Annotated in this window: 15 protein-coding genes and 3 pseudogenes; 8 read left to right on the forward strand and 10 right to left on the reverse strand. The window is 34.2% G+C overall.

The window, feature by feature from the left end:
* Positions 1–669: 669 nt before the first annotated feature.
* From LC076_RS19615 to LC076_RS19645, 7 genes and pseudogenes are all read right to left on the reverse strand, one after another.
* Positions 670–981: pseudogene (locus LC076_RS19615) on the reverse strand (amidase domain-containing protein); the annotation flags it as partial.
* A 332-nt stretch (positions 982–1,313) separates the two neighbouring features.
* A complete protein-coding gene (locus LC076_RS19620; protein ID WP_226670783.1) occupies positions 1,314–2,477 on the reverse strand; it encodes a hypothetical protein in 1,164 nt (387 codons plus the stop codon).
* A gap of 405 nt (positions 2,478–2,882) precedes the next feature.
* Positions 2,883–3,269, reverse strand: coding sequence for a TIGR02281 family clan AA aspartic protease (locus LC076_RS19625; protein ID WP_226670784.1), 387 nt, complete (start codon positions 3,267–3,269; stop codon positions 2,883–2,885).
* Positions 3,269–3,514: a hypothetical protein gene (locus tag LC076_RS19630; RefSeq protein WP_226670785.1), complete on the reverse strand. Its 246-nt coding sequence runs from the start codon at positions 3,512–3,514 to the stop codon at positions 3,269–3,271. Before LC076_RS19630 ends, LC076_RS19625 begins: the two co-directional genes overlap by 1 nt.
* Before the next feature lie 109 nt (positions 3,515–3,623).
* Positions 3,624–3,839, reverse strand: a pseudogene (locus LC076_RS19635) (ABC transporter ATP-binding protein); the annotation flags it as partial.
* Positions 3,836–4,393: a methyltransferase gene (locus LC076_RS19640; RefSeq protein WP_319005563.1), complete on the reverse strand. Its 558-nt coding sequence runs from the start codon at positions 4,391–4,393 to the stop codon at positions 3,836–3,838. The gene LC076_RS19640 and the pseudogene LC076_RS19635, both read right to left, overlap by 4 nt.
* 144 nt (positions 4,394–4,537) lie before the next feature.
* Positions 4,538–6,091 carry an ABC-F family ATP-binding cassette domain-containing protein gene (locus tag LC076_RS19645; protein WP_226670786.1) on the reverse strand — a complete coding sequence of 518 codons (1,554 nt, stop codon included), beginning with the start codon at positions 6,089–6,091 and terminating at the stop codon, positions 4,538–4,540.
* Positions 6,092–6,587: 496 nt separating this feature from the next.
* Between LC076_RS19645 and LC076_RS19650 the strand changes: the two genes are divergently transcribed.
* The 3 genes and pseudogenes from LC076_RS19650 to LC076_RS24275 all read left to right on the forward strand — a co-directional run bounded on the left by LC076_RS19650 (position 6,588) and on the right by LC076_RS24275 (position 8,964).
* Positions 6,588–7,568 (forward strand): tRNA dihydrouridine synthase, encoded by a 981-nt coding sequence (locus tag LC076_RS19650; RefSeq protein ID WP_226670787.1) that lies wholly within the window; start codon positions 6,588–6,590, stop codon positions 7,566–7,568.
* A gap of 331 nt (positions 7,569–7,899) precedes the next feature.
* Positions 7,900–8,370: pseudogene (locus tag LC076_RS24270) on the forward strand (RICIN domain-containing protein); the annotation flags it as partial.
* Between the two features lie 9 nt (positions 8,371–8,379).
* Entirely contained in the window at positions 8,380–8,964 is a 585-nt protein-coding gene (locus tag LC076_RS24275; protein ID WP_319005566.1) for a pectate lyase, read from the forward strand.
* 78 nt (positions 8,965–9,042) lie between these two features.
* Here LC076_RS24275 and LC076_RS19660 read toward each other — a convergent pair whose 3' ends face one another.
* Genes LC076_RS19660 through LC076_RS19670 form a run of 3 tightly spaced genes read right to left on the reverse strand, consistent with a single transcriptional unit; the run spans position 9,043 to position 12,827 of the window.
* The gene (locus LC076_RS19660; protein WP_226670788.1) at positions 9,043–10,134 is read right to left on the reverse strand and encodes a GerAB/ArcD/ProY family transporter; all 1,092 of its coding nucleotides are present in this window, start codon (positions 10,132–10,134) and stop codon (positions 9,043–9,045) included.
* Positions 10,135–10,147: 13 nt separating this feature from the next.
* Entirely contained in the window at positions 10,148–11,338 is a 1,191-nt protein-coding gene (locus LC076_RS19665) for a Ger(x)C family spore germination protein (protein ID WP_226670789.1), read from the reverse strand.
* Positions 11,339–11,348: 10 nt separating this feature from the next.
* Complete coding sequence (locus tag LC076_RS19670) at positions 11,349–12,827, reverse strand: spore germination protein (RefSeq protein ID WP_226670790.1); 1,479 nt, start codon at positions 12,825–12,827, stop codon at positions 11,349–11,351.
* Positions 12,828–13,218: 391 nt separating this feature from the next.
* Between LC076_RS19670 and LC076_RS19675 the strand changes: the two genes are divergently transcribed.
* From LC076_RS19675 to LC076_RS19695, 5 genes are all read left to right on the forward strand, one after another.
* Positions 13,219–14,394 carry a cation:proton antiporter gene (locus LC076_RS19675; protein ID WP_226670791.1) on the forward strand — a complete coding sequence of 392 codons (1,176 nt, stop codon included), beginning with the start codon at positions 13,219–13,221 and terminating at the stop codon, positions 14,392–14,394.
* Positions 14,395–14,672: 278 nt separating this feature from the next.
* Positions 14,673–15,911 carry a serine/threonine transporter SstT gene (gene sstT, locus LC076_RS19680; RefSeq protein WP_226670792.1) on the forward strand — a complete coding sequence of 413 codons (1,239 nt, stop codon included), beginning with the start codon at positions 14,673–14,675 and terminating at the stop codon, positions 15,909–15,911.
* Between the two features lie 521 nt (positions 15,912–16,432).
* Complete coding sequence (locus LC076_RS19685; protein ID WP_226670793.1) at positions 16,433–17,872, forward strand: YcdB/YcdC domain-containing protein; 1,440 nt, start codon at positions 16,433–16,435, stop codon at positions 17,870–17,872.
* Between the two features lie 284 nt (positions 17,873–18,156).
* On the forward strand, positions 18,157–18,813 hold the full coding sequence (locus tag LC076_RS19690; protein WP_226670794.1) for an FMN-dependent NADH-azoreductase: 657 nt from the start codon (positions 18,157–18,159) through the stop codon (positions 18,811–18,813).
* A gap of 209 nt (positions 18,814–19,022) precedes the next feature.
* Positions 19,023–19,925 carry a hypothetical protein gene (locus LC076_RS19695; protein WP_226670795.1) on the forward strand — a complete coding sequence of 301 codons (903 nt, stop codon included), beginning with the start codon at positions 19,023–19,025 and terminating at the stop codon, positions 19,923–19,925.
* Positions 19,926–20,106: the final 181 nt, after the last annotated feature.

Consider the following 20,106-nt stretch of genomic DNA (forward strand, 5'->3'; position numbering starts at 1 on the left):
TGCGTAGCGCACCTTAAATTAAAAAGAATTCCTTCAAAAACCTTAAAATAGAGAATCTTTTATGCACAACTTTATACAAAATACTCACTATCAAAAAGTAAGTGAGTAGTCCGAAAAGCTTGATAAATCACCGTGTATAAAACCATGCATAAACGAGTAAAAAAGAACAAGAGCCAAACCCTTATATATCATGGGTTTAGCTCTATTGACAACTTCCGAGAGTTGGCTTTATGTTAACTAAAAACCATATATGGTATAAATCTAATAAGTAGTTAATTATTAGATTTATATATTACCAAAATACTAATCTTTACTAATAGCTATAGATAAATAATTCGTTTGCGCAATAACGTCAATTTTTTGATTACCTTTTTCGTAAGTTATCAAAGTTCCCTCTTGCGCAGTTTTTTCCCAACCACGTGCTTTGATATGCATACGATAAATAAATGGGAGTCCATCTTTCTTTGTTTCAGAAAAGGCTGACCCTGAATAAGATTCAAAACCTTCGCGGCTATTTATTACTTCACCATATTTAGGTATTGGGAAACCATAAAATTCTTCTGACTCTTCATAAGAAAAAACTGCCCAAAGCGTAAATGTAAGAACGCATATAGATATAGAAGAGATCCATATAACCTTTTTCTTATTAATAATACCTAACCTCCCTCATTACATCTTCACAATTCGGTAAGTTGCAAATCCTGTTATAGCATTAAAACTTCTGTCCCAATAGTCACTAGTATGACCAGAAAGTATAAGATTTGAAGATTGTTTTTCATAAACCCACATTGAATGAGAATATCGATCCGATCCTGATTTCTTAAATTGTATTACATCTCCAGATTTTGCATTATTAATAATAGAAGATTTACTTGTACTACTATATCCAGTTTGTGTTCTTGTCAGGTGAGAATACAAATCTGGTACAACAGTCCAAGAGGTACTTCTACTAAAAGTACCGTCTGGGCGTTTCATTATAAACCAAGACCTTGTATCATAAACTAATGTTGTAGTAGTAGTCCCTACCTAATCTCCAATTGTATTTTATATCAAATAGTATAATTTTACATAAAATACTAAATTCCTTCTTTTTTGGATAAATTTTCAAAAACTTTAATTTTGATAAAACAAGGAATATATATCAACTTATTTATAAGAAAGTTAACCTCAAGAGGTTGAGGCTAACTTTTTAAAAATAAAAACTTCGGCCCCGGTAACCGTAGGGAGAAATTCTGCCTACGATACCGGGGCCTTTTAAAATATTCCTTTTGAAGTCGACAACTACCATCTTCTTCAAATGTGATTTAGTAAGATTACGCTACAAGCTTTTCAGTTTCATGATCAAATTTTCGGAATTTAAATAGTGAGTACACCAGTACTAGCGACACTCCAATTGCCAAATAAGGAAGGTGGGGTGATTGAATTGTTTGGACAAACAGGTACAACACGACATACATAATGGAACGACCTAGTGTGATTAAAAATTCACGTTTTAAAAGAATGACAATTTGTATCTCTTTTTGCATACCATTTAAATATCTGAAAAAGGTATTGTCCATTGTGTAGCCGTACACATACATAGAAATGACAAGCCCGACCATTGTCACAAGATAAAGTGGTGTAATTTGCGCGAAGCCGGCAAGCAATATGACCCCCATACTAATTAAAGTATAAATCACAAACTGTTTTTCCATTTTTAATTGTTTCCATTTTGATATGAAGATGATGGCGATGGTTAAAACCACAATATTTAATACATTCAGATATGAAACATAAAGCGCATTTTTGGATAGAACCACCATAATGATAACCTGAAGGCTTGCCATACATTCCATAACACCAGCTGTAATAATTCCAAATGGCACCATCTGGTTAGATACTTTAATGGTTTTATAATCGTGGAAGAAGTTCGATTTAAACTTAGCTTCAATGGAAGGCAGCTTGGTAACAGCAACAAAATAAAAAATTGAGATAAAAAGCATAAATACAAATGAAACCGTAAAACTAAAATAATAAATTAAGAAAGAGTTAATTAGTGGTAGTAGAATCATTAAAATGTTTTTCACATATCCAATACGTGAATTGAATATGTTCAGTTCCGGACGAGACGATAGAACACTTAACGCGTAATTGGAAGAGGAGAAAAAGAATCCAAAAACACAGCCAAAGCTTGTTGCTGAAAGAAGTAGAAGAGCCATATGACTTAAGTGAGAACTTAAAAGAAGAACAATAAACAGTACAATTGCTGAGATGGCGCTTAGATAATAACTGTATTTTAATTTATTTTTAAAAAGATAATACGTTCCGATTGTATACGCAAAACACGATAAAAAATAAGCCAAGCCATTAAAGGCAATCAGTGGTCCAAGAGTGGTGCTATTTTCCCAAAAATAATAACTGATAAAAATCGTGCTGTATCCGGTAATGCATAAAAAAACCGATTGAAGAAGAAATAGCTTTTTCAGGTCTGAATTCATTCTAACACCTTTTCTAGTAGTATTTTAATAACAACATTTATATATTTTAAATGGGAAAATCAGACTTGTAAAGGCTTTAAAAAACACGATATTAAAGAATGAATCTGAAACAAAGAAGCTATGGACCCATTATATAAATAGTTTGAAAGAAATAGTTTCAATACCGTTTTTGCCACTTAGATTATCACAAAAACTGTATCATAAGTAAGGTTATTTGAAGAAATGTAATCTTAAGTAATTCATATATTAAAAAACGTGATAGACTTAACATTGATTGCTGAACAGTACAAAAATACTATTCATTATATTGAGGGGAAAATTTAAAAACTAGTGGAAATATAGTGTGGGAATTGAAGAGTTAAATTAGTAACAGTAAAGAGATATTGGGTTGTATTATACATTGTCCTAGACCATATTTTTTGAAGGATATAATTCTAACTTGTCCATATCTACAATAAATTTGTAATTCATTAATATATCCAATCCTAGTAGTCCAGTATGATTTTTTGGAAGAACCCCCACATCAATTTTAATATTTTTTATACTAATTTTATCAATCTGAATTTCATCCATTACCTTTGTATAGAATGGTACCGAACCACCAATTCCATAGGCTTCATAAATATCGTCACCATTTTCATACGTTACCCCTATTTCTTCTAATATATCTGGGCTAATTACAGTGTGAGAGGAACCTGTATCAATAATCATATCATCGACTTTTAACGTTCTTCCTCGGAAAGTAACTATAAGTGATGTTGTAATAAGGTGTCTATCAAATGATATTTTCATTATATTCGTCTCACCCTCATCAACGGGTCTTTACGAATATGAACAATACATTCCTCGTTCGATGTATGGTAAACAATATTTCCAGGTTCTACATTAAAAAATTCTTTATTTACATCATCCTCTGGAATGGACCGAATGGGTGCGACTTCATCAATAATTTTTTTATCCTCCTCCTCATGAAAATTGAGAATTGATACTAATACAAACTGATTTGGGAATAATTCTCTAACTTCCTGCCACTTCATATATCATCTCTCCTTTCCTCTTATTATAAGCTATAGCTAATTTCAAATCACTTTTTAAAGAACAATATTCTTATGGCTAGTAAAGGGATAATGAGGAAACTTTATTAAAAACAGAAGAAACAATATGTTTCTTCGTTAATTCACATTTTGCAAGAGCAGCACGGACTTCAGCCTGAGTCATACTTGGGAACTCGCTCCAAATCTCTTCAATGCAAGTGCTATAGTTGGACTGATTAACTTCTTGCTCGAAGTAGCCGATTTGTTGATACTCACTGCGTTCAACTTTACCCGAAATTAGATCAATTAAGCCGAGAATACTTTTTAAAAATAGTAGTAAAAGTAAATCTTCGTTTGATATAGATCACTAGCTATAATTGTTTTGTTAGGTTTGCGGTTTGGGATAGCAAAGGTATGTGAAATGACAATGGTTTCTTTGGTTAGTTGCTTGTGAAATTGTTTTTCTAAACGAGTCATGGCATCAGGATATAAGTAACAAACGATTAAGTCATAATTTGAAAAATCGGCTTTATAAAAGTTTTTTCGTGAAACAATCAGATTGTTTTGAGGTAATAAAAATTTTCTAATGACCATAAATGTGTATGGTATGAGTGAATTTTCAAAAGCTGTAATCGTTGCACTAGGATATTTTTTTGTAAGGTGAAAAGCTAATGTTCCCCATCCCGCACCAAGCTCAGCGATTTGAGTTACAGAATGAGAAGGGAGATTAACAACCAGAACCTTCTTAACTTTTGGTGATGTCGGCATAGGTGAAATCCCATTTTTTATGGTCGAATATACAATGGAAATAAATGCGAAAAACACTATAGAAATAACAATGATAGAAAGTATAAACATTATAGCCCCTAGTTTTTCTCTCATTGTACCAAATGGTCATGGGAAAGTAATAACATATCAAAAATCCCCCGAAAATTAAGGTGCTTTCGTAGAGGCTAAACCCCATGTTGAAATAAGAGAAAAAGGGTACCCCAGTAAAATTCAACTGTGATACCCCTTAAACTTAATTTAAAATACTTTCGTCGTCCAGTCCTCACAATTCCAAATGTCAGTCGCAATTTCACGATAGAAATCAGGTTCGTGTGATACCATCAAGATACTTCCGCGGTATGCCTTTAATGCACGTTTCAGTTCTTCTTTCGCATCTACATCCAAGTGATTGGTAGGTTCATCTAGAATTAATAAATTCGTTTCTGTGTTTAAAATTTTACATAATCGAACTTTGGCTTTTTCGCCACCAGAAAGGACTTCGATTTTACTTTCAATATGTTTCGTCGTTAATCCACATTTTGCAAGAGCAGCACGGACTTCAGCCTGATTCAAGCTTGGGAACTCGCTCCAGATCTCTTCAATACAAGTGTTGTAGTTGGACTGTTTAACTTCTTGTTCAAAGTACCCGATGTGTTGATACTCACCACGTTCCACTGTACCCGAAATCGGATTAGTCAACCCAAGGATACTTTTTAAAAGGGTAGATTTTCCAATACCGTTTGCCCCAACGAATGCAATTTTTTGTCCACGTTCCATTTTTAAATTCAGTGGACGAGAAAGTGGTTCGTTGTATCCAATAACAAGATCTTCCGTCTCGAAAATCCAACGACTAGCTGCGCGAGCTTCTTTGAAGTTAAACTCTGGTTTTGGCTTCTCTTTACCTAATTCGATAACTTCCATTTTGTCGAGCTTCTTTTGACGAGACATTGCCATATTACGAGTCGCAACACTTGCCTTGTTACGAGCAACGAAATCTTTCAAATCAGCAATTTCTTGTTGTTGACGCTTGTAAGCAGACTCTAGCTGTTGCTTCTTCATTTCATGTATTTTTAAGAAGTTATCATAGTCACCAACATAGCGATTTAACTCTTGGTTTTCCATGTGATAGATCAAGTTCACAACACTGTTTAAGAATGGAATATCATGTGAAATTAAGATAAATGCATTCTCATATTCCTGTAAATATCGCTTCAACCATTCGATATGCTGTTCATCCAAATAGTTTGTAGGCTCGTCTAGTAATAGGATTTCTGGTTTTTCTAGCAAAAGCTTAGCTAGTAAAACTTTCGTACGTTGTCCACCGCTAAGATCATCTATATCTCGATCAAGTCCAACATCGTCTAATCCAAGTCCACGAGCAACTTCTTCAACTTTTGCATTAATTTGATAGAAATTATTACTATCTAACGTTTCTTGCAACTCTCCAACTTCAGTAAGTAATGCATCGATATCAGCACCTTCATCACCCATTTTTGCATAAAGTTCATTGATCTCTGCTTCAGCATTAAATAGATATTGAAAAGCAGAGCTCAAAACGTCACGCATCGTCGTACCTTTCTGCAGTACAGCATGCTGATCTAGATAACCAACACGAACCTTTCGTGACCACTCCACTTTCCCGTCGTCAGGTTGCAACTTACCAGTAATAATATTCATGAAAGTAGACTTACCCTCACCATTTGCCCCGACTAATCCAACGTGTTCGCCTTTTAAAAGTCGAAAAGACACATCATTAAAAATTGCACGATCACCGAATCCATGACTTAAATTTTGTACGTTTAATACGCTCATTTTTTAACCCCTTATCTTCTAATATCATATGTGGATATCTTACTAGATTTAGACTAGGTTTTCTATCTTGAATTTATTTTTTTGCAAAATGACATTAGATTCTCGGGCTCAATTGAGGTCTGCCCCTTCTTTATTATAAGATTAGATTCACTAAGCAACTACATATATTATAGATTTTAGAGGGACTCTTTTGATACTAGAAGATAATTACTGCGCATCCTAAATAATTACTTAAAGTAAAAAATTGGTTTATTATCTTAGTGTTTACTTGAGCTTAGAATGCTAGTTAATTGGAGAGAAGATTGTGTAGTGAAAACAAATGTTCTTGATAGAACCTCCGACTTGGTTAAAATAAACAACCCCAATCCATTTGATAAAAAGCACTCAACCGTGGTATAAGTGTAAAAGAAGTAAATTAAGCAAAGATATTTTGCTGTGTAATTTTGGGACAAGTATTTGGACTGATGTCCCATATTGAGAGGATTTGAATTTAATTATGAAAGAAAATTTTTGGCGTGAATTACCACGACCTTTTTTTATATTGGCACCAATGGAAGAAGTGACAGATGTTGTTTTTCGTCATGTAGTGAGTGAGGCAGCGAGACCTGATGTGTTTTTTACAGAGTTTACAAATACGGAGAGTTATTGTCATCCAGAGGGGCGGAAAAGTGTGCGTGGGCGTTTAACTTTTACAGAGGATGAGCAACCGATTGTAGCTCACATATGGGGAGATAAGCCTGAGTTTTTTCGTGAAATGAGTATAGATATGGCGAAGCTTGGGTTTAAGGGAATTGATATTAATATGGGCTGTCCTGTACCTAATGTGACACAGCATGGAAAGGGAAGTGGACTTATCCTTCGTCCTGAGGTTGCTGCAGAGTTAATACAAGCTGCAAAAGCAGGAGGATTGCCAGTAAGTGTAAAGACAAGGCTTGGATTCTCAGAAGTAGATGAATGGCGCGACTGGCTGACTCACATTCTGAAACAAGATATTGCGAATCTATCTATTCATCTGCGTACTAGAAATGAAATGAGTAAAGTAGATGCTCATTGGGAGCTTATTCCAGAAATTAAGAAGCTTCGTGACGAGGTAGCACCAGATACACTCCTGACAATCAATGGAGATATCGCTGACTATCAAACTGGATTAAAGCTTGCAGAGGAATATGATATTGATGGGGTTATGATTGGGCGCGGTATTTTTCATAATCCATTTGCTTTTGAAAAAGAGGCAAAAGATCATAGTAGCAAGGAATTACTTGATCTGTTAAGGTTGCATATGGATCTTCATGATAAATATTCAGGCTTAGAGCTACGCAAGTTCACTGCTCTTCATCGTTTCTTTAAGATATATGTAAAAGGATTCCGAGGTGCAGGTGAATTAAGAAATCAATTAATGAATACGAAATCAACAGATGAAGTGCGTGCATTGCTTGATCATTTTGAATCTAAGAATTTTGATGTAGTGGCGGAATAGGAGAAGTAGTTTTCTCATTCAAGGTAATAGTAGGCTAGTGAACTAGTTCTAAAAGAATTAGTGTTTATGTGAATTGGTGGGTGTGAAGGACGGTATTGAACCGGACTCATTCCCGCCAATTTTTGCTTTGTTGTGTGAAAATTTAGATCGTAATATTTCAGAATATTATAATTATATGAAGATCACATTACGAAAACCATTAATTCCCATAATTATTATATGATAGATTTGTAATCTAAACTGGCCGGTAGAGCTTACAATTTATTTGGAGAGGGATGGGAGAATGAAGAAACTTGTTTCAGTATTTGTTGTTTTAGGTTTACTATTATCAATGCTAGTCGTGACAGAACCCGCATTTGCAGCAAGCTACGATCATAGTAAAAAGTACAAGCTTGTAAATCGCCATAGTGGGAAAGCGTTAGAGGTTTATGGTTGGTCAGCTGAAAATGGTGGGAATATTGCTCAATATGATGATTGGGGTGGCACGAGCCAACAATGGACAGTCATTGATGTTGGTCAAGGCTATCATAAGTTTGTAAACGTATTCAGTGGGAAGGCAATGGAAGTTAGTAACTGGGATAATGGCAATGGTGCAAATATTGCACAATGGGCGGACTGGAATGGTGAAAGTCAACAATGGAAAATTGTTGATGCGGGAAATGGGTACGTGAAAATTATTAATCGTTTTAGCAACAAAGCACTAGAAGTTTACGAGTGGTCAAAGGAAAATGGTGCAAATGTTGTACAATATGATGATTTAGGTGGAGCGAATCAACAATGGAAGCTTGTTGAAGTAAAGCCAAAGGAAACAATTGTTGTTAACAGCACAATCGTAGTAAAAGCCGGGGAAGTATTTGACGGTGCGGGAAATAGATATGTTGCAAATCCTACAACGGTTGGTGATGGCAGTCAAAAAGAAGGTCAAAAATCGGTCTTCCGATTAGAAGATGGAGCAACATTGAAAAATGTCGTATTAGGTGCACCAGCAGCTGATGGAGTACATACCTATGGTGATGCTACAATAGAAAATGTGGTTTGGGAAGATATTGGTGAGGACGCAATGACGATTAAAGGTGAAGGACATGTTGTTATCCGTGGTGGTTCTGCCCAACATGGTAGTGATAAAATGTTCCAAATCAACGCACCTTCACAATTTGATATTATCAACTTTACAGCGAGAAATGCTGGGAAAATGATTCGCCAATTAGGTGGTTCTACTTTTCATACAGAGGTTTATATTGAAGGCTCCGTCATTACTGATATGAACGAGGCAATTTTCCGGACTGATAGCAGCACTAGTAAAGTTAGAATGGTGAATACACGTTATTCTAATGTAGGTAAGAAATGGTATGGTGTGAATTATGTATCAGAAAGTGGCAATGTAGAATTCAAGTAAGCTTTATATAAAGGACCGCCAATAGGCTGTCCTTTTTTGGGGCTTCTGAAGGAGATAGAAGATAATACTTATTAAACATTAATTTTCATCTAACTTTAACCTAATATGTAAAGTTAAAAACAACAAAATTGGAATGCCAAACTGAAAAGGTAAATGAATATACTCGGGTATCACCTTCAGTCCAATATAAAAATGCAGTGGCAAGCTAGTAGAGTTAAACACAGCCATTAAAAATAAGATACCAGCAAATAGTAAGATTAGTTTCGTCCTATCAAATTTAACTAAAGAGTGTGCGCTATATAAGGCTGCTTTAAAAAAGATAGAAACCTTTACAAAGCCTACAAAAAAGAAGGTGAACACAGACAAAATCTCTAAGTGCTGGATAAAATCCCATATATCGATTTGTTCAATGGCTTTTACTAATGGAAATGTATATAGTGCTGCTACCTTAGCTCCAAGCATAGCAATCGTGACCTCTGTTAATACAAGAATCAGGATGGCTACAATTGGAATCGCAATCCAGGTTCTTTTTACCAAGACCTTTTTGTCATTTATTAATGGAAATATAAGAGTGAAGGCAATTAATTCACCATAGGGAAAAGTAATTCGCTCTGGGAACATGGACTGAAAAATGGCACCCCAGTTGTTTGAAAAGATAGGAAGTAGGTTACTCAAATCAAAGGGATCGGATAAAAGACTAAATGCAATAATCGTGAGAAGCATTAATATGACTAAGAAAAGCAGAATCTCAGAGGTTCTAGCTAATGCTTCAACTCCTAAAGAGGAACCGTAAGCAACAATGCATATAAATGTAATTGAAATCAGCCAAAATTCTACTTGATAGAAGAGGATTTGAGCAATGAAATAGGTGAAATCTTTTACAACTCTACTTGCAATATATAAAAAATAGAAAATGTATAAAAAGACAAAGAATTTCCCTATATATTTTCCAAATCCTTTAATGAGTAATTCAGCCAAATTTAACTCGTACTTTGCAATAAGATAAATATAAAAAAGTAGAATGAGTATGCCTATTGAAGAAGAGAGTAGGGTGACAATCCATGCATTCTCTTCCACCTCTAATCCTAATCCCAGAACAACTGTGCTTCCTAGGAGAAACAAGCAAAGTAGAGCATTTAGTTGGAAAGGGGTAATCATTTGTTTTTTCATCTCAACCCACCTTTTACGGAGATACATTAGACATCGAGTCACCGGTTAACGGAATAATCACATCTACATTTACCTTTACAGTAGAATCTTTATATTTTTGGTCCCAATTCTTTGCTAATTCATTCCATTTTTTTGGTTTCGATAAGTAGATGCTTTTACCAAAGCCAATGAAATCACTATTCAATTCCTTGCTTTTGGTGATAAGCTGCTCTATCTCTTTTTTCATTTCAGCTTCGTAGTGCTTCTGGATTTTTTCTAAATTGGGATAACCAACAGATTTAGAACACTGACTTTCTCTTATTTCTCCTTCTACACTAACGTCCACAGTAAATGATGGTTTTGTTGATTCCTCAAAAGTAATTTTAGAATCTAAATCTGTCACATTTAGACCAACAAATTTATCTTCTTCATTTGGGCATGTAACTGTTAGTAACGTTCTGTTTATTTTCTTTTGGAACATGGAATAAATCATACTTTCTTTATCATCAAGAAAATCAATAAGTTTATCTTCTTTGAAGACTGCCATACCACTCAATTTGAAGATCGTCGAAGGGCTGTATTCCTCAATGTTTTCCTTTTTTAATCCCTTTTCAATATCTCCTTGAATGGTGATATATGGTAATGAAGTTTGTTTAATGTTATTTAATAAATCATTCTGTACATTAGATGGATACATTTTGAATGATGTCCCTGCATTAAGCTCGTTGTTTTCTACTATTTCTTTAATTCGTATTGCGGATACTTTTTGTACAGGTGTAACGGTTCTTAATATGGTATTGGCTGTAACATCCTTGCTTACTAGGATTTCTATATTAGAAGAGACAATTGGGTTTATAATTAGATAGTCTGTAATATCCGTGATTCCCTTCGTTTCTAATAGTTGATCTTGTATAATTAAAATATCAGTATCATCGAAAAATAAGGTTCTCGATATTGATGTATTTAGCTTGCGAAATGCTTCTGTGATTGTTCGCCCTTTTTCTTTATGAACAACCGCACCTAATTCCTCTGATGCCCCTTTTTGATCTGAAGAAGGACTGATCACCTGCACACTCACTACATATTGATCTTCATCCATGTCTACGCCTATCGCGGAGACAATAGCTAGTTTATTTATTAACTGACTTTCGACAGTATGACCGATTACAAAGAAGGCGATTAAGCTGATAAACAATATAATAAATACGATTTTACTATGTTTCATATCACACCACTTATTTGCGTTTTTTTGTTGGTTCTTCTAAGGTGAATTTCTTCGGATTATTCATAATATTGTCTAGGTCCTCCCTCAGGATATTATCCTTTTGATCAGCCATATTGAAAGGAGCGATCGGAGACAAATAGGGAACGCCAAATGAACGTAGAGAAGTCAAATGAAGTAAAAGATATAAAATGCCTAGCATAATTCCATATAGACCAAGAAACCCTGATAAAATAATAAACCTTAAAGTTAGTCGATTAGCTACAGGTCTTAGAGAATACACTGGAATAACACTAGCTAATATATAACTGGCACTCATTACGACCAGTGTCGTAGGTTGAACTAATTTAGCTTCAACAACAGATTGTCCAAGAATAATCGCTCCAAATACAGAAACCGTGAGGACCATAGATTGTGGTAAGCGTAGGGAGCTTTCTGTAATTATCTGTATTAAAATGAAAAAAATTAGAACTTCAAGCACTGTTGGAAAAGGAACAATCTCGCGTTGAGCGACAATACTGATTAGCAGCTTAGATGGGACAAGGCCTGGATGGTGAACCGTAAAGGATATATATAATCCTGGAAGTATGATGGATACCGCATAAAAGATCATGCGATAAACACGTTTAAAGCTGACCCCTTTTGTTAAGGTATAGTAGTCTTCAGGAGATTGAAAAAATTGTGATATTACTGTTGGAAGAGTAATCACAAAAGGACTTCCGTCAACAATGATGGAAGCTTTTCCTTCTAGCAGTTCACTACATACCACATCTGGTCGATCAGAGGAAAGAGTAAGTGGAAAATCTGTAAATACTTCACTTGTCATCATTTCCTCTAAATAACTAGAATCTAACAGTACCTCTACTTCAACTTCCTTCATTTTTTTCTTAATTTCTTGTAATACTTCAGGTTGAATCTTCCCTTCAATATAAAGAAGTGTAACCTGTGTTTTTACTTTGGAAGAACAAACATCTGTCTCTACGCGAAGTTTAGGATTACGTAAGATCCTACGTATAAGACCTAGATTTTGAGAGGTGGATTCATTAAAAGCAACATTTGGTCCTTTTGGAATACGCTGTGCTTGGGGAGTTTCCAAGCTTCTTTCCGGCCATTTTGTCGTATTGGCAATAATACTACTATCAGCACCATCTACTAAAATCACAGTATTTCCAACTATGAGCTCATCAATGATATCTGTAAGCTTTGACGAGATTTTAACAGTTTTTGTCTGAACTAACTCTGACAGTGAGCTTATTTGGTCGCTACTATCTCTATGATCTGTCTTATTGTTTTTTAATGGTTTGATTACTTGTTCTTCAATCGTTTCTGAGTTGCTGATGCCATCTATGAAAATTATTGCGTAGTTTATTTTTGCATCAGTTGTCTGCTGATTTCGTATTTGGATGTCTTGGCTATTTCCCAACTGATCTAATATGGTTGTTACATTTTCAGTTAATGATTGGCTTATCTCAGTGGAACTAGAATTGCTCATATCACACCAACTTTTCTAGAAGGTTATTCATAGTATGCGCTAGTAATAGTTGGATAATGTATGTTGCATAGGAAAATATTTAAAATGATGTAGAGAATTCTTAGTTGGTTATTGTTAAGGAAGATAGAAATGATTCACGAGGTAAAATGGAAATTTCTGTGATTGATTAAGCATCTGTACTATTAAATGGTGGTATAGGTGCTTTTTATATTCAAAAATTAAATTTATATTTAGATGTTATAAATTATAAAATCAATGAATTTAAAGCTATATTGATAAGTTAATTAAAATAGAGGGTATTGCCTAATAGATAGATATAGAAAGAACAGTAAAAGGATAGAAGTGTGTATACAAAATCCTTAAATTTATCCAAAAGGCAGGTTAACCATATATGAGTTCTCATCAAATTATCTTACTTGTTTTTATTGGCTATATTGTATTTGCGATTGATAAGAAAAAAGAATCGTTTCCTGTTCCAGTGGTGTTACTACTATTAGGAATCTTTTTTTCATTTATTCCTTATTTTTCCGACTTACAAATAACGAAGGAGATCATTTTTGATTGGTTTTTACCGGCTTTATTGTTTGTATCAGCTTATCAATTTCCGATATCAGATTTTAAAAAATATTTTAAAGTGATTACAATCCTTGGAACCGTAGGGCTTATAGGGATGTTCTTGTTATTAGGAGTCAGTCTTTATGGAATTAGTGGATTTTTTACCGGTTTTTCATTTCTTGAATGCTTGCTACTTGCGATCATTTTGATGCCGACTGACCCTGTTTCCGTTGTTCCTATCTTGAAAAAATCCTCTAAATCTTCTAAAGTAGCTGATGTTGTAGAGGGCGAATCGATGCTTAATGATGGAACGGGCTTAGTTTTATTTACAGTCATTTTAGGCATGCTTGTAAATGGGGAGTCTTTTTCATTTATGAACTTTATCTCCGAGTTCTTCGTCGTATCGTTAGGTGGAATTGGAATTGGGGTTATATTTGGTTGGTTTATTTTAAAAGGGCTGCATTTAACATCACATTTCCAGTACAAAGTGATGGTAAGCATTACTCTTGCTTACGGAAGCTTTTACATTGCGGAGTATTTTCACTTTTCGGGTGTATTAGCTTCAGTGGCTGCAGGGATTATCTTTTCATGGAAATTAGGACAATCTGAGAAAGAAACAGAGCTAAGGCGTTCATTGGACGGTTTTTGGGAGGTTATTGAACCTACAATTTTATCGATTCTTTTTATTGTCATTGGCATCCAAGCAACGCAACATCTTAGCTTAGCGTATTGGGAGTTCAGTTTAATTATTTTCGTCTTAACACTTCTCGTACGTTTTATTGTATTAACTGTCATTTTCAAGCCATTATCGTATTTCACGTTAAATGAAATTTCCTTAATAACATGGTCAGGACTAAAAGGAACGATGTCCATTGTGTTTATATTAAGCTTAAAAGCAACTAGTGTCGGTATTAATGATTTATTAATATCACTTGCTTTTGGTGTTGTTTTTCTATCTCTCGTTATCCAAAGTGTTTTCATTTATCCGTTATCGAATAAGTTGAAAAGCTGAAAGAATGAAGGCCGGAAGTAACCTTGTTGCTCCGGTCTTTCGTTTGTGCTTCAAAAAAGTACTTTATTGAAATACTAAACGGAAGAAAACTATTTTGCCGCTGAAAGAGAGAGGTATGTAATCGCTTTTACTATTAAGATTATTCTGAATATATTAAATAGTATTGTAATATATTAAAAGACTACATATAATACTATTTATACAAAAGACATTTGTTCGTTTGAGGTGGACTTATAGGTGGTTTGTCCATTCGTCAAATATATCTAGGGGGATATTTTGTGAAAAATATACTAAAGACATGGAGTCAATTGAGTTTGGTTAAACAAATAATAATAGGTTTAGTTATTGGGATTATTTTAGCTATAACAATGCCAAATGTAGCACAACCTGTGACAATTTTAGGTTCTTTATTTGTAGGTGCATTAAAAGGTATTGCACCTATACTAGTATTTTTCTTAGTTATGTCGGCAATTACTCAACATAAGAGAGGGAAACAGACAAATATGAAGTTCATTGTTGTCCTCTATCTTATTGGAACCTTCTTAGCGGGATTAACAGCGGTAGTAGCAAGTTTCATTTTTCCAGTAGGCTTAACGCTTGCTAATAGTCCAGAGGGATTTGCGGCTCCTGGTGGTGTATCAGAGGTTCTTAAAACATTACTTTTAAACATTGTTGATAATCCGGTGAATGCTATTGCTAACGCAAACTATATTGGTATTTTAGCTTGGGCGCTTCTTCTAGGACTGGCTTTAAGGAGTGCTCCTGATACAACAAAAACGCTACTTTCTAACTTTTCGGAAGCAGTATCGAAAATTGTGAAATGGGTCATTAAATTTGCGCCATTAGGTATTTTGGGATTAGTGTTTGAGGCAATATCTACGAACGGAATTGACTCACTACTAAGTTATGGGAAATTACTGGCTGTTTTACTTGGTTGTATGGCTTTTGTTGCTTTGGTTATTAATCCTATCCTTGTATTTTTAGCTATTAAGCAAAATCCTTATCCACTTGTATTTAAGTGTATAAGAGAAAGTGGGATCACAGCGTTCTTTACACGAAGTTCTGCGGCAAATATCCCTGTAAATATGAAATTATGTGAAAATCTAGGCTTAAATAAAGATAGTTATTCGATTTCCATTCCGTTAGGTGCAACAATTAATATGGCTGGTGCAGCGGTGACGATTTCTGTTTTAACGTTAGCAGCAGTTCATACATTAGACATTCAAGTGGACTTTGCTACAGCACTAATTCTTAGTGTCCTTTCAGCAGTATGTGCATGTGGAGCTTCTGGGGTTGCGGGTGGATCGTTATTACTTATTCCTTTAGCATGTAGCTTATTTGGAATTCCAGCAGAAGTTGCGATGCAAGTTGTTGGAGTAGGATTTATCATCGGTGTTTTACAAGATTCGTTTGAAACAGCTCTTAACTCCTCAACAGACGCACTCTTCACAGCAGCAGCTGAATTTAAAGAGTGGCGTAAAGAAGGAAAGAAAATAGATATGAGTAAAATAGCATAAAGAAAGCAGTTGAAAAATGCATCTTTATTGTTAGCGATAGCTATCGATGAGGTGCATTTTTTTATACTAACAGAGAGTATACGTTCATAGTAATAACTAAGGATTTCGCTTTATGACTTGGAGAGAAGCCAAGTTTTTCTACTGGATAACGAATGTAAAATAAGATGGAACGTCTTAAACAAACTGTAGCCTTATATTTAAATAGATTGATAGTCTATAGAAGCTTTAATGGTCTTCCGAATATGGTCGACCACTTTTTGTTTATTCTTAACAAACAAACTCTTTATAGTTGTTAAATCTATCATTTATCAACTTCCATTTAAAAGAGAATAAATGGTAAAATAGAATATATTTATAAAAAACGAGTGCGAATTAGAAGGCTACATCTGAAAGAATTAATGCAGAAAATTATTGAGTTTAGAGTTTAGGAATACTTTAGTACAATCCGAGCTTAATGCTTTTTACGGATCCTTAAGATAAGCTGGATAGAGATAAAAACTAAAAACTTGGAGGTGGCTGACATGGAAAAAGAAGAATTAAAAAAACGAGCGTTATCAATAGTCCAAATTCCTGCTGATTTTCAAGCGATCATAGAAGAATATATTGAGGGGGAGAACGGAGAAGGCGAGGCTATGTTTGTATGGATCAACGAAGAAAGCAATGAAAGAATTACGATAAATCTTGATCTGGATGGTCATTTGAATTCTTTTACGATTGATTTAAATGATAAAGATTCAAATGAGGTGCCGCTAAATATAGAAGAACGAAAGAAACGAGCGGAACACTTTTTCCTTAGTCATTATCCAGGTGCTTTAGAAGATTTAACTCTTTATGAGATGAAAAAAATGAATCATATCTATCGTTACTATTATGAAAAAATTGTTATGGATTTACCGCTTAATTCTGCTGGTTGTTATATTGATGTGGACCCATCGGGGAACATTGTTCATTTCTCTTATAAAGCTGTGAAGAGGATACCTGAGATACCTAGAACGCTGATTTCTAAAGAAAAGCTGATTGAACATGTACAAAATAGCCTTGATTTTCAGCCGACGATTAAAAATCTATATACTATTATATATAATGTTGCAGAAGATGGGCTTCGTCTTGTTTACGAACCAGAGGAATCTTTCATGAAGTATAAAGCGGATGTATTGACCCCAACATTGAGCATTATACATGATGAAGATGTTCCAGAGACTTGTGTTCCACTTCCTCCTCCTAATAATAAAGACATAAAGGAAGATTTATCGATTACAGAGGTAGTTGGTGTAACAGAGGAAATGGACATCATTCGAGAAGTCAATATGGGAGAAGAAACGGGCATTGTATGGCGTGATCGAAACTGGGAGATGGACGAAGAAGATTTATCAATTGATGGATATCTTAAGAGGCAAACGAAAGATACAGTTAAAGCTTTTATCTCAAAGGAAACTGGTAAAGTTAGAAGCTTTACGTGGTTTAATGAAAGAAGCGGCAATCTCCAACTTAGTCATGAAGATTGTTATCACAAAGCGATTAACTTTCTTCAAATGATTCTTCCAGATTACCATAAATATTTGCAATTGATTGTTCGAGAGAACGAAGAAGATGAGCAAGACGAAGCTAGAAATAAAGAAGTATTTACTTTCCGTATGTATAACAGTGAAGGTATACCTGTTCAGTTAGAAATAGTAGTAGTGGCAGTTAATAATAAAACAGGACATATTGATCATTATAGCGGACCAAGTTTTGATATGGAAAAAATTAACGAGATTCCAACGAAAACAGCCATTACAAAAAAAGAAGCCAGAGATATATTTTTAACTCATTTGGACTTTGAATTAGCGTGGGAAACAGATTATGACAGTGATATAGAATCCTATATTCTTGTTTATCAAGCATGTGACAGGTATTCAAGAACGCCGATCAGGTACATTGATGCCATGACTGGGGATGTAATTACTGCGAGAGATAAGTAAGGTAAAAGGATTAATCAATTTCAATTTTGAAGACGTGGGGACATTTGCTATGTCTTTTTTTGTGTGAAATTGTGAAGGTACCTCTACTACAGTCACAGCAATTGAAGGAATGATAACATATAAAAATGCCAATCAATATTGTTGTTTTTAGTATTGTAGATTTAAAAAAACTTTTCTAATAACATAAAATTTGACATTAGTAACCAACGGAAATATAGTACATAGTAGATTACAGTATTTTCATCATACTAATCTATAAAACCATCGAGAGGAAGAAAAATACAATGAATAAAGTACTTTATATTACTGCAAATCCTAAAACTACCGATTTGTCTTTCGGCTTGACAGTAGGGCAAGCTTTCTTAGAAGCCTATCGCCAAGAAAGCCCAAATGATGAAATTAGAGAACTAGATTTATTTAATTCTTACATTCCTGAGATAGATGAAGATGTTTTGGGAGCATGGGGAAAGCTAGGACAAGGAATTTCATTTGAAGATTTAACAAAGGAAGAGCAAGGAAAAGTTAGTCGTATTGATGAATTAACTGCTGAATTTAAAGATTTTGATAAATACGTGTTTGTTACTCCAATGTGGAACTTAAGCTACCCTCCAAAAGTGAAGGCGTATATTGATACTTTAATGATTGCTGGTAAAACCTTTAAATATACCGAAAATGGTCCTGTCGGATTATTAGAAGGTAAAAAAGCTGTACATATTCAGGCTCGTGGAGGATTCTACTCAGAAGGTCCAGCAGCCGAAATGGAATTTGGAGATCGCCATCTTAAGGCTGTTTTAAGTTTTATGGGTATTACTGAATTTGAATCAATTCCAGTTGAAGGAATGGCATTTACTCCAGATAAAGCAGAAGAAATAAAGATGACTGCAATAGAGAAGGCTAAAGAAGTGGCAAAGAAATTTGCCAAAGTAGAACAACTTGTTTAAATCGATAAATGACTATCTTAAGCTAGCATAATTATGCTGGCTTTTTATCATGGAGATGGTAATTTAGTTTTTAAAGTTTTACGTTCCTACTAAGTAAACAGATAGGGTGTATAGAGTCTTGTATACTTTTACATTAGAAAAAATGATAAAATAGAATAAATATCCAAACGTGGAATGATATCCAGATGAAATAAGGAAGGATTTAAAATATGGGAAGTAAGATAAATAATTTACTGTTATTAAATGTTCTTTTTTATTTAAATAATTTTATTCTGATTCTTCTTACAATCAACTTTGGACTAAAAGATTTTACAGCATTTTGTTTTTTCTCACCATTTGTTTTTGTCCTATTTACTACTTCTATTCTTGAGAGTACGAAAGGTAAATTGTTAGGTCACCTAAGGAAAATCGCTATAGTAGATTTTTTATTAAGATGTATCGTAGTAGTTACTAATTTTCTAGTAATTAGTGAACTTATTTTTCTTCCTTTGTATTACCTTATTGTCATAGGTATCATTTTTATGTGTGTGAATGTTTATTTAGAGTGGAAGATGTCTAAACATCTCAGTACCTTAAGTGATCAAAATATTAGTATAGATCAAGAGGTACTAACGAAAAGAGAAAAAGATGATTTGTGTGATGACTTCGCTTCTAATCAATCAATCCTAAAATTTAAAACTCCTGATGAAAAAGAAGAAATACGAAATATTTACTTTTCAACCTTTTCTGTTGGTTATTCCTATGTTTTGATAATGTTATTAATAGGCGTGGGAATCTTAGCTTTCGAGCTTTTAGGGGAAAAGTATAGATTGCTCATATTATTTATTGCATTTCTTTTATTAGGAATTTACTTTTATTTAACAAATAAAAAATTTGCTTTGTTTTTTAAAGACCGTCAGCAACGGAAGAAAATAAATCTAAGAGATAACTTAACATTTAGCATTGGTTTATCTATCATTTATATCCTTCAGGGATATGTCCATATAGGAACAGGAACATTTAATTTCTTAGGTATCTTCTTCGCAACGATGTTTCTTATTCCAACTATAAAAACAAATCATTTGATAAGAGAAGAATTTCATAAAATCAACAAGAAATACATTGATAAGTAGCTTTTTATCGCTTTCTTAAGGTTAATGTTAGCGAGGTTGGGACATAATTAAAGAAGTCATACAAAAGACGAATAAATCTAAATTCAGTTAAGCTTAAAGAAACAAGTTCGTTCCATTGCGCTGCAGACACTCGCTTTCCGCGGGGAGGAAGCTGAGCCTCCTCGGCGCTTCGCCTGTGGGG

This window comes from Metabacillus litoralis, assembly GCF_020524045.1.
Taxonomy (GTDB): Bacteria; Bacillota; Bacilli; order Bacillales; family Bacillaceae; genus Metabacillus; species Metabacillus litoralis_C.

Coding starts and splice junctions, on each gene's coding strand:
- LC076_RS19670 (WP_226670790.1), bottom strand. CDS start 12,827: ATGAGCAATTCTAGTTCCACTGAGATAAGCCAATCATTAACTGAAAAT.
- LC076_RS19660 (WP_226670788.1), bottom strand. CDS start 10,134: ATGAAAAAACAAATGATTACCCCTTTCCAACTAAATGCTCTACTTTGC.
- LC076_RS19685 (WP_226670793.1), top strand. CDS start 16,433: ATGGAAAAAGAAGAATTAAAAAAACGAGCGTTATCAATAGTCCAAATT.
- LC076_RS19640 (WP_319005563.1), bottom strand. CDS start 4,393: ATGAGAGAAAAACTAGGGGCTATAATGTTTATACTTTCTATCATTGTT.
- LC076_RS19630 (WP_226670785.1), bottom strand. CDS start 3,514: ATGAAGTGGCAGGAAGTTAGAGAATTATTCCCAAATCAGTTTGTATTA.
- LC076_RS19645 (WP_226670786.1), bottom strand. CDS start 6,091: ATGAGCGTATTAAACGTACAAAATTTAAGTCATGGATTCGGTGATCGT.
- LC076_RS19665 (WP_226670789.1), bottom strand. CDS start 11,338: ATGAAACATAGTAAAATCGTATTTATTATATTGTTTATCAGCTTAATC.
- LC076_RS19625 (WP_226670784.1), bottom strand. CDS start 3,269: ATGAAAATATCATTTGATAGACACCTTATTACAACATCACTTATAGTT.
- LC076_RS19695 (WP_226670795.1), top strand. CDS start 19,023: ATGGGAAGTAAGATAAATAATTTACTGTTATTAAATGTTCTTTTTTAT.
- LC076_RS19650 (WP_226670787.1), top strand. CDS start 6,588: ATGAAAGAAAATTTTTGGCGTGAATTACCACGACCTTTTTTTATATTG.
- LC076_RS19620 (WP_226670783.1), bottom strand. CDS start 2,477: ATGAATTCAGACCTGAAAAAGCTATTTCTTCTTCAATCGGTTTTTTTA.
- LC076_RS19690 (WP_226670794.1), top strand. CDS start 18,157: ATGAATAAAGTACTTTATATTACTGCAAATCCTAAAACTACCGATTTG.
- LC076_RS19675 (WP_226670791.1), top strand. CDS start 13,219: ATGAGTTCTCATCAAATTATCTTACTTGTTTTTATTGGCTATATTGTA.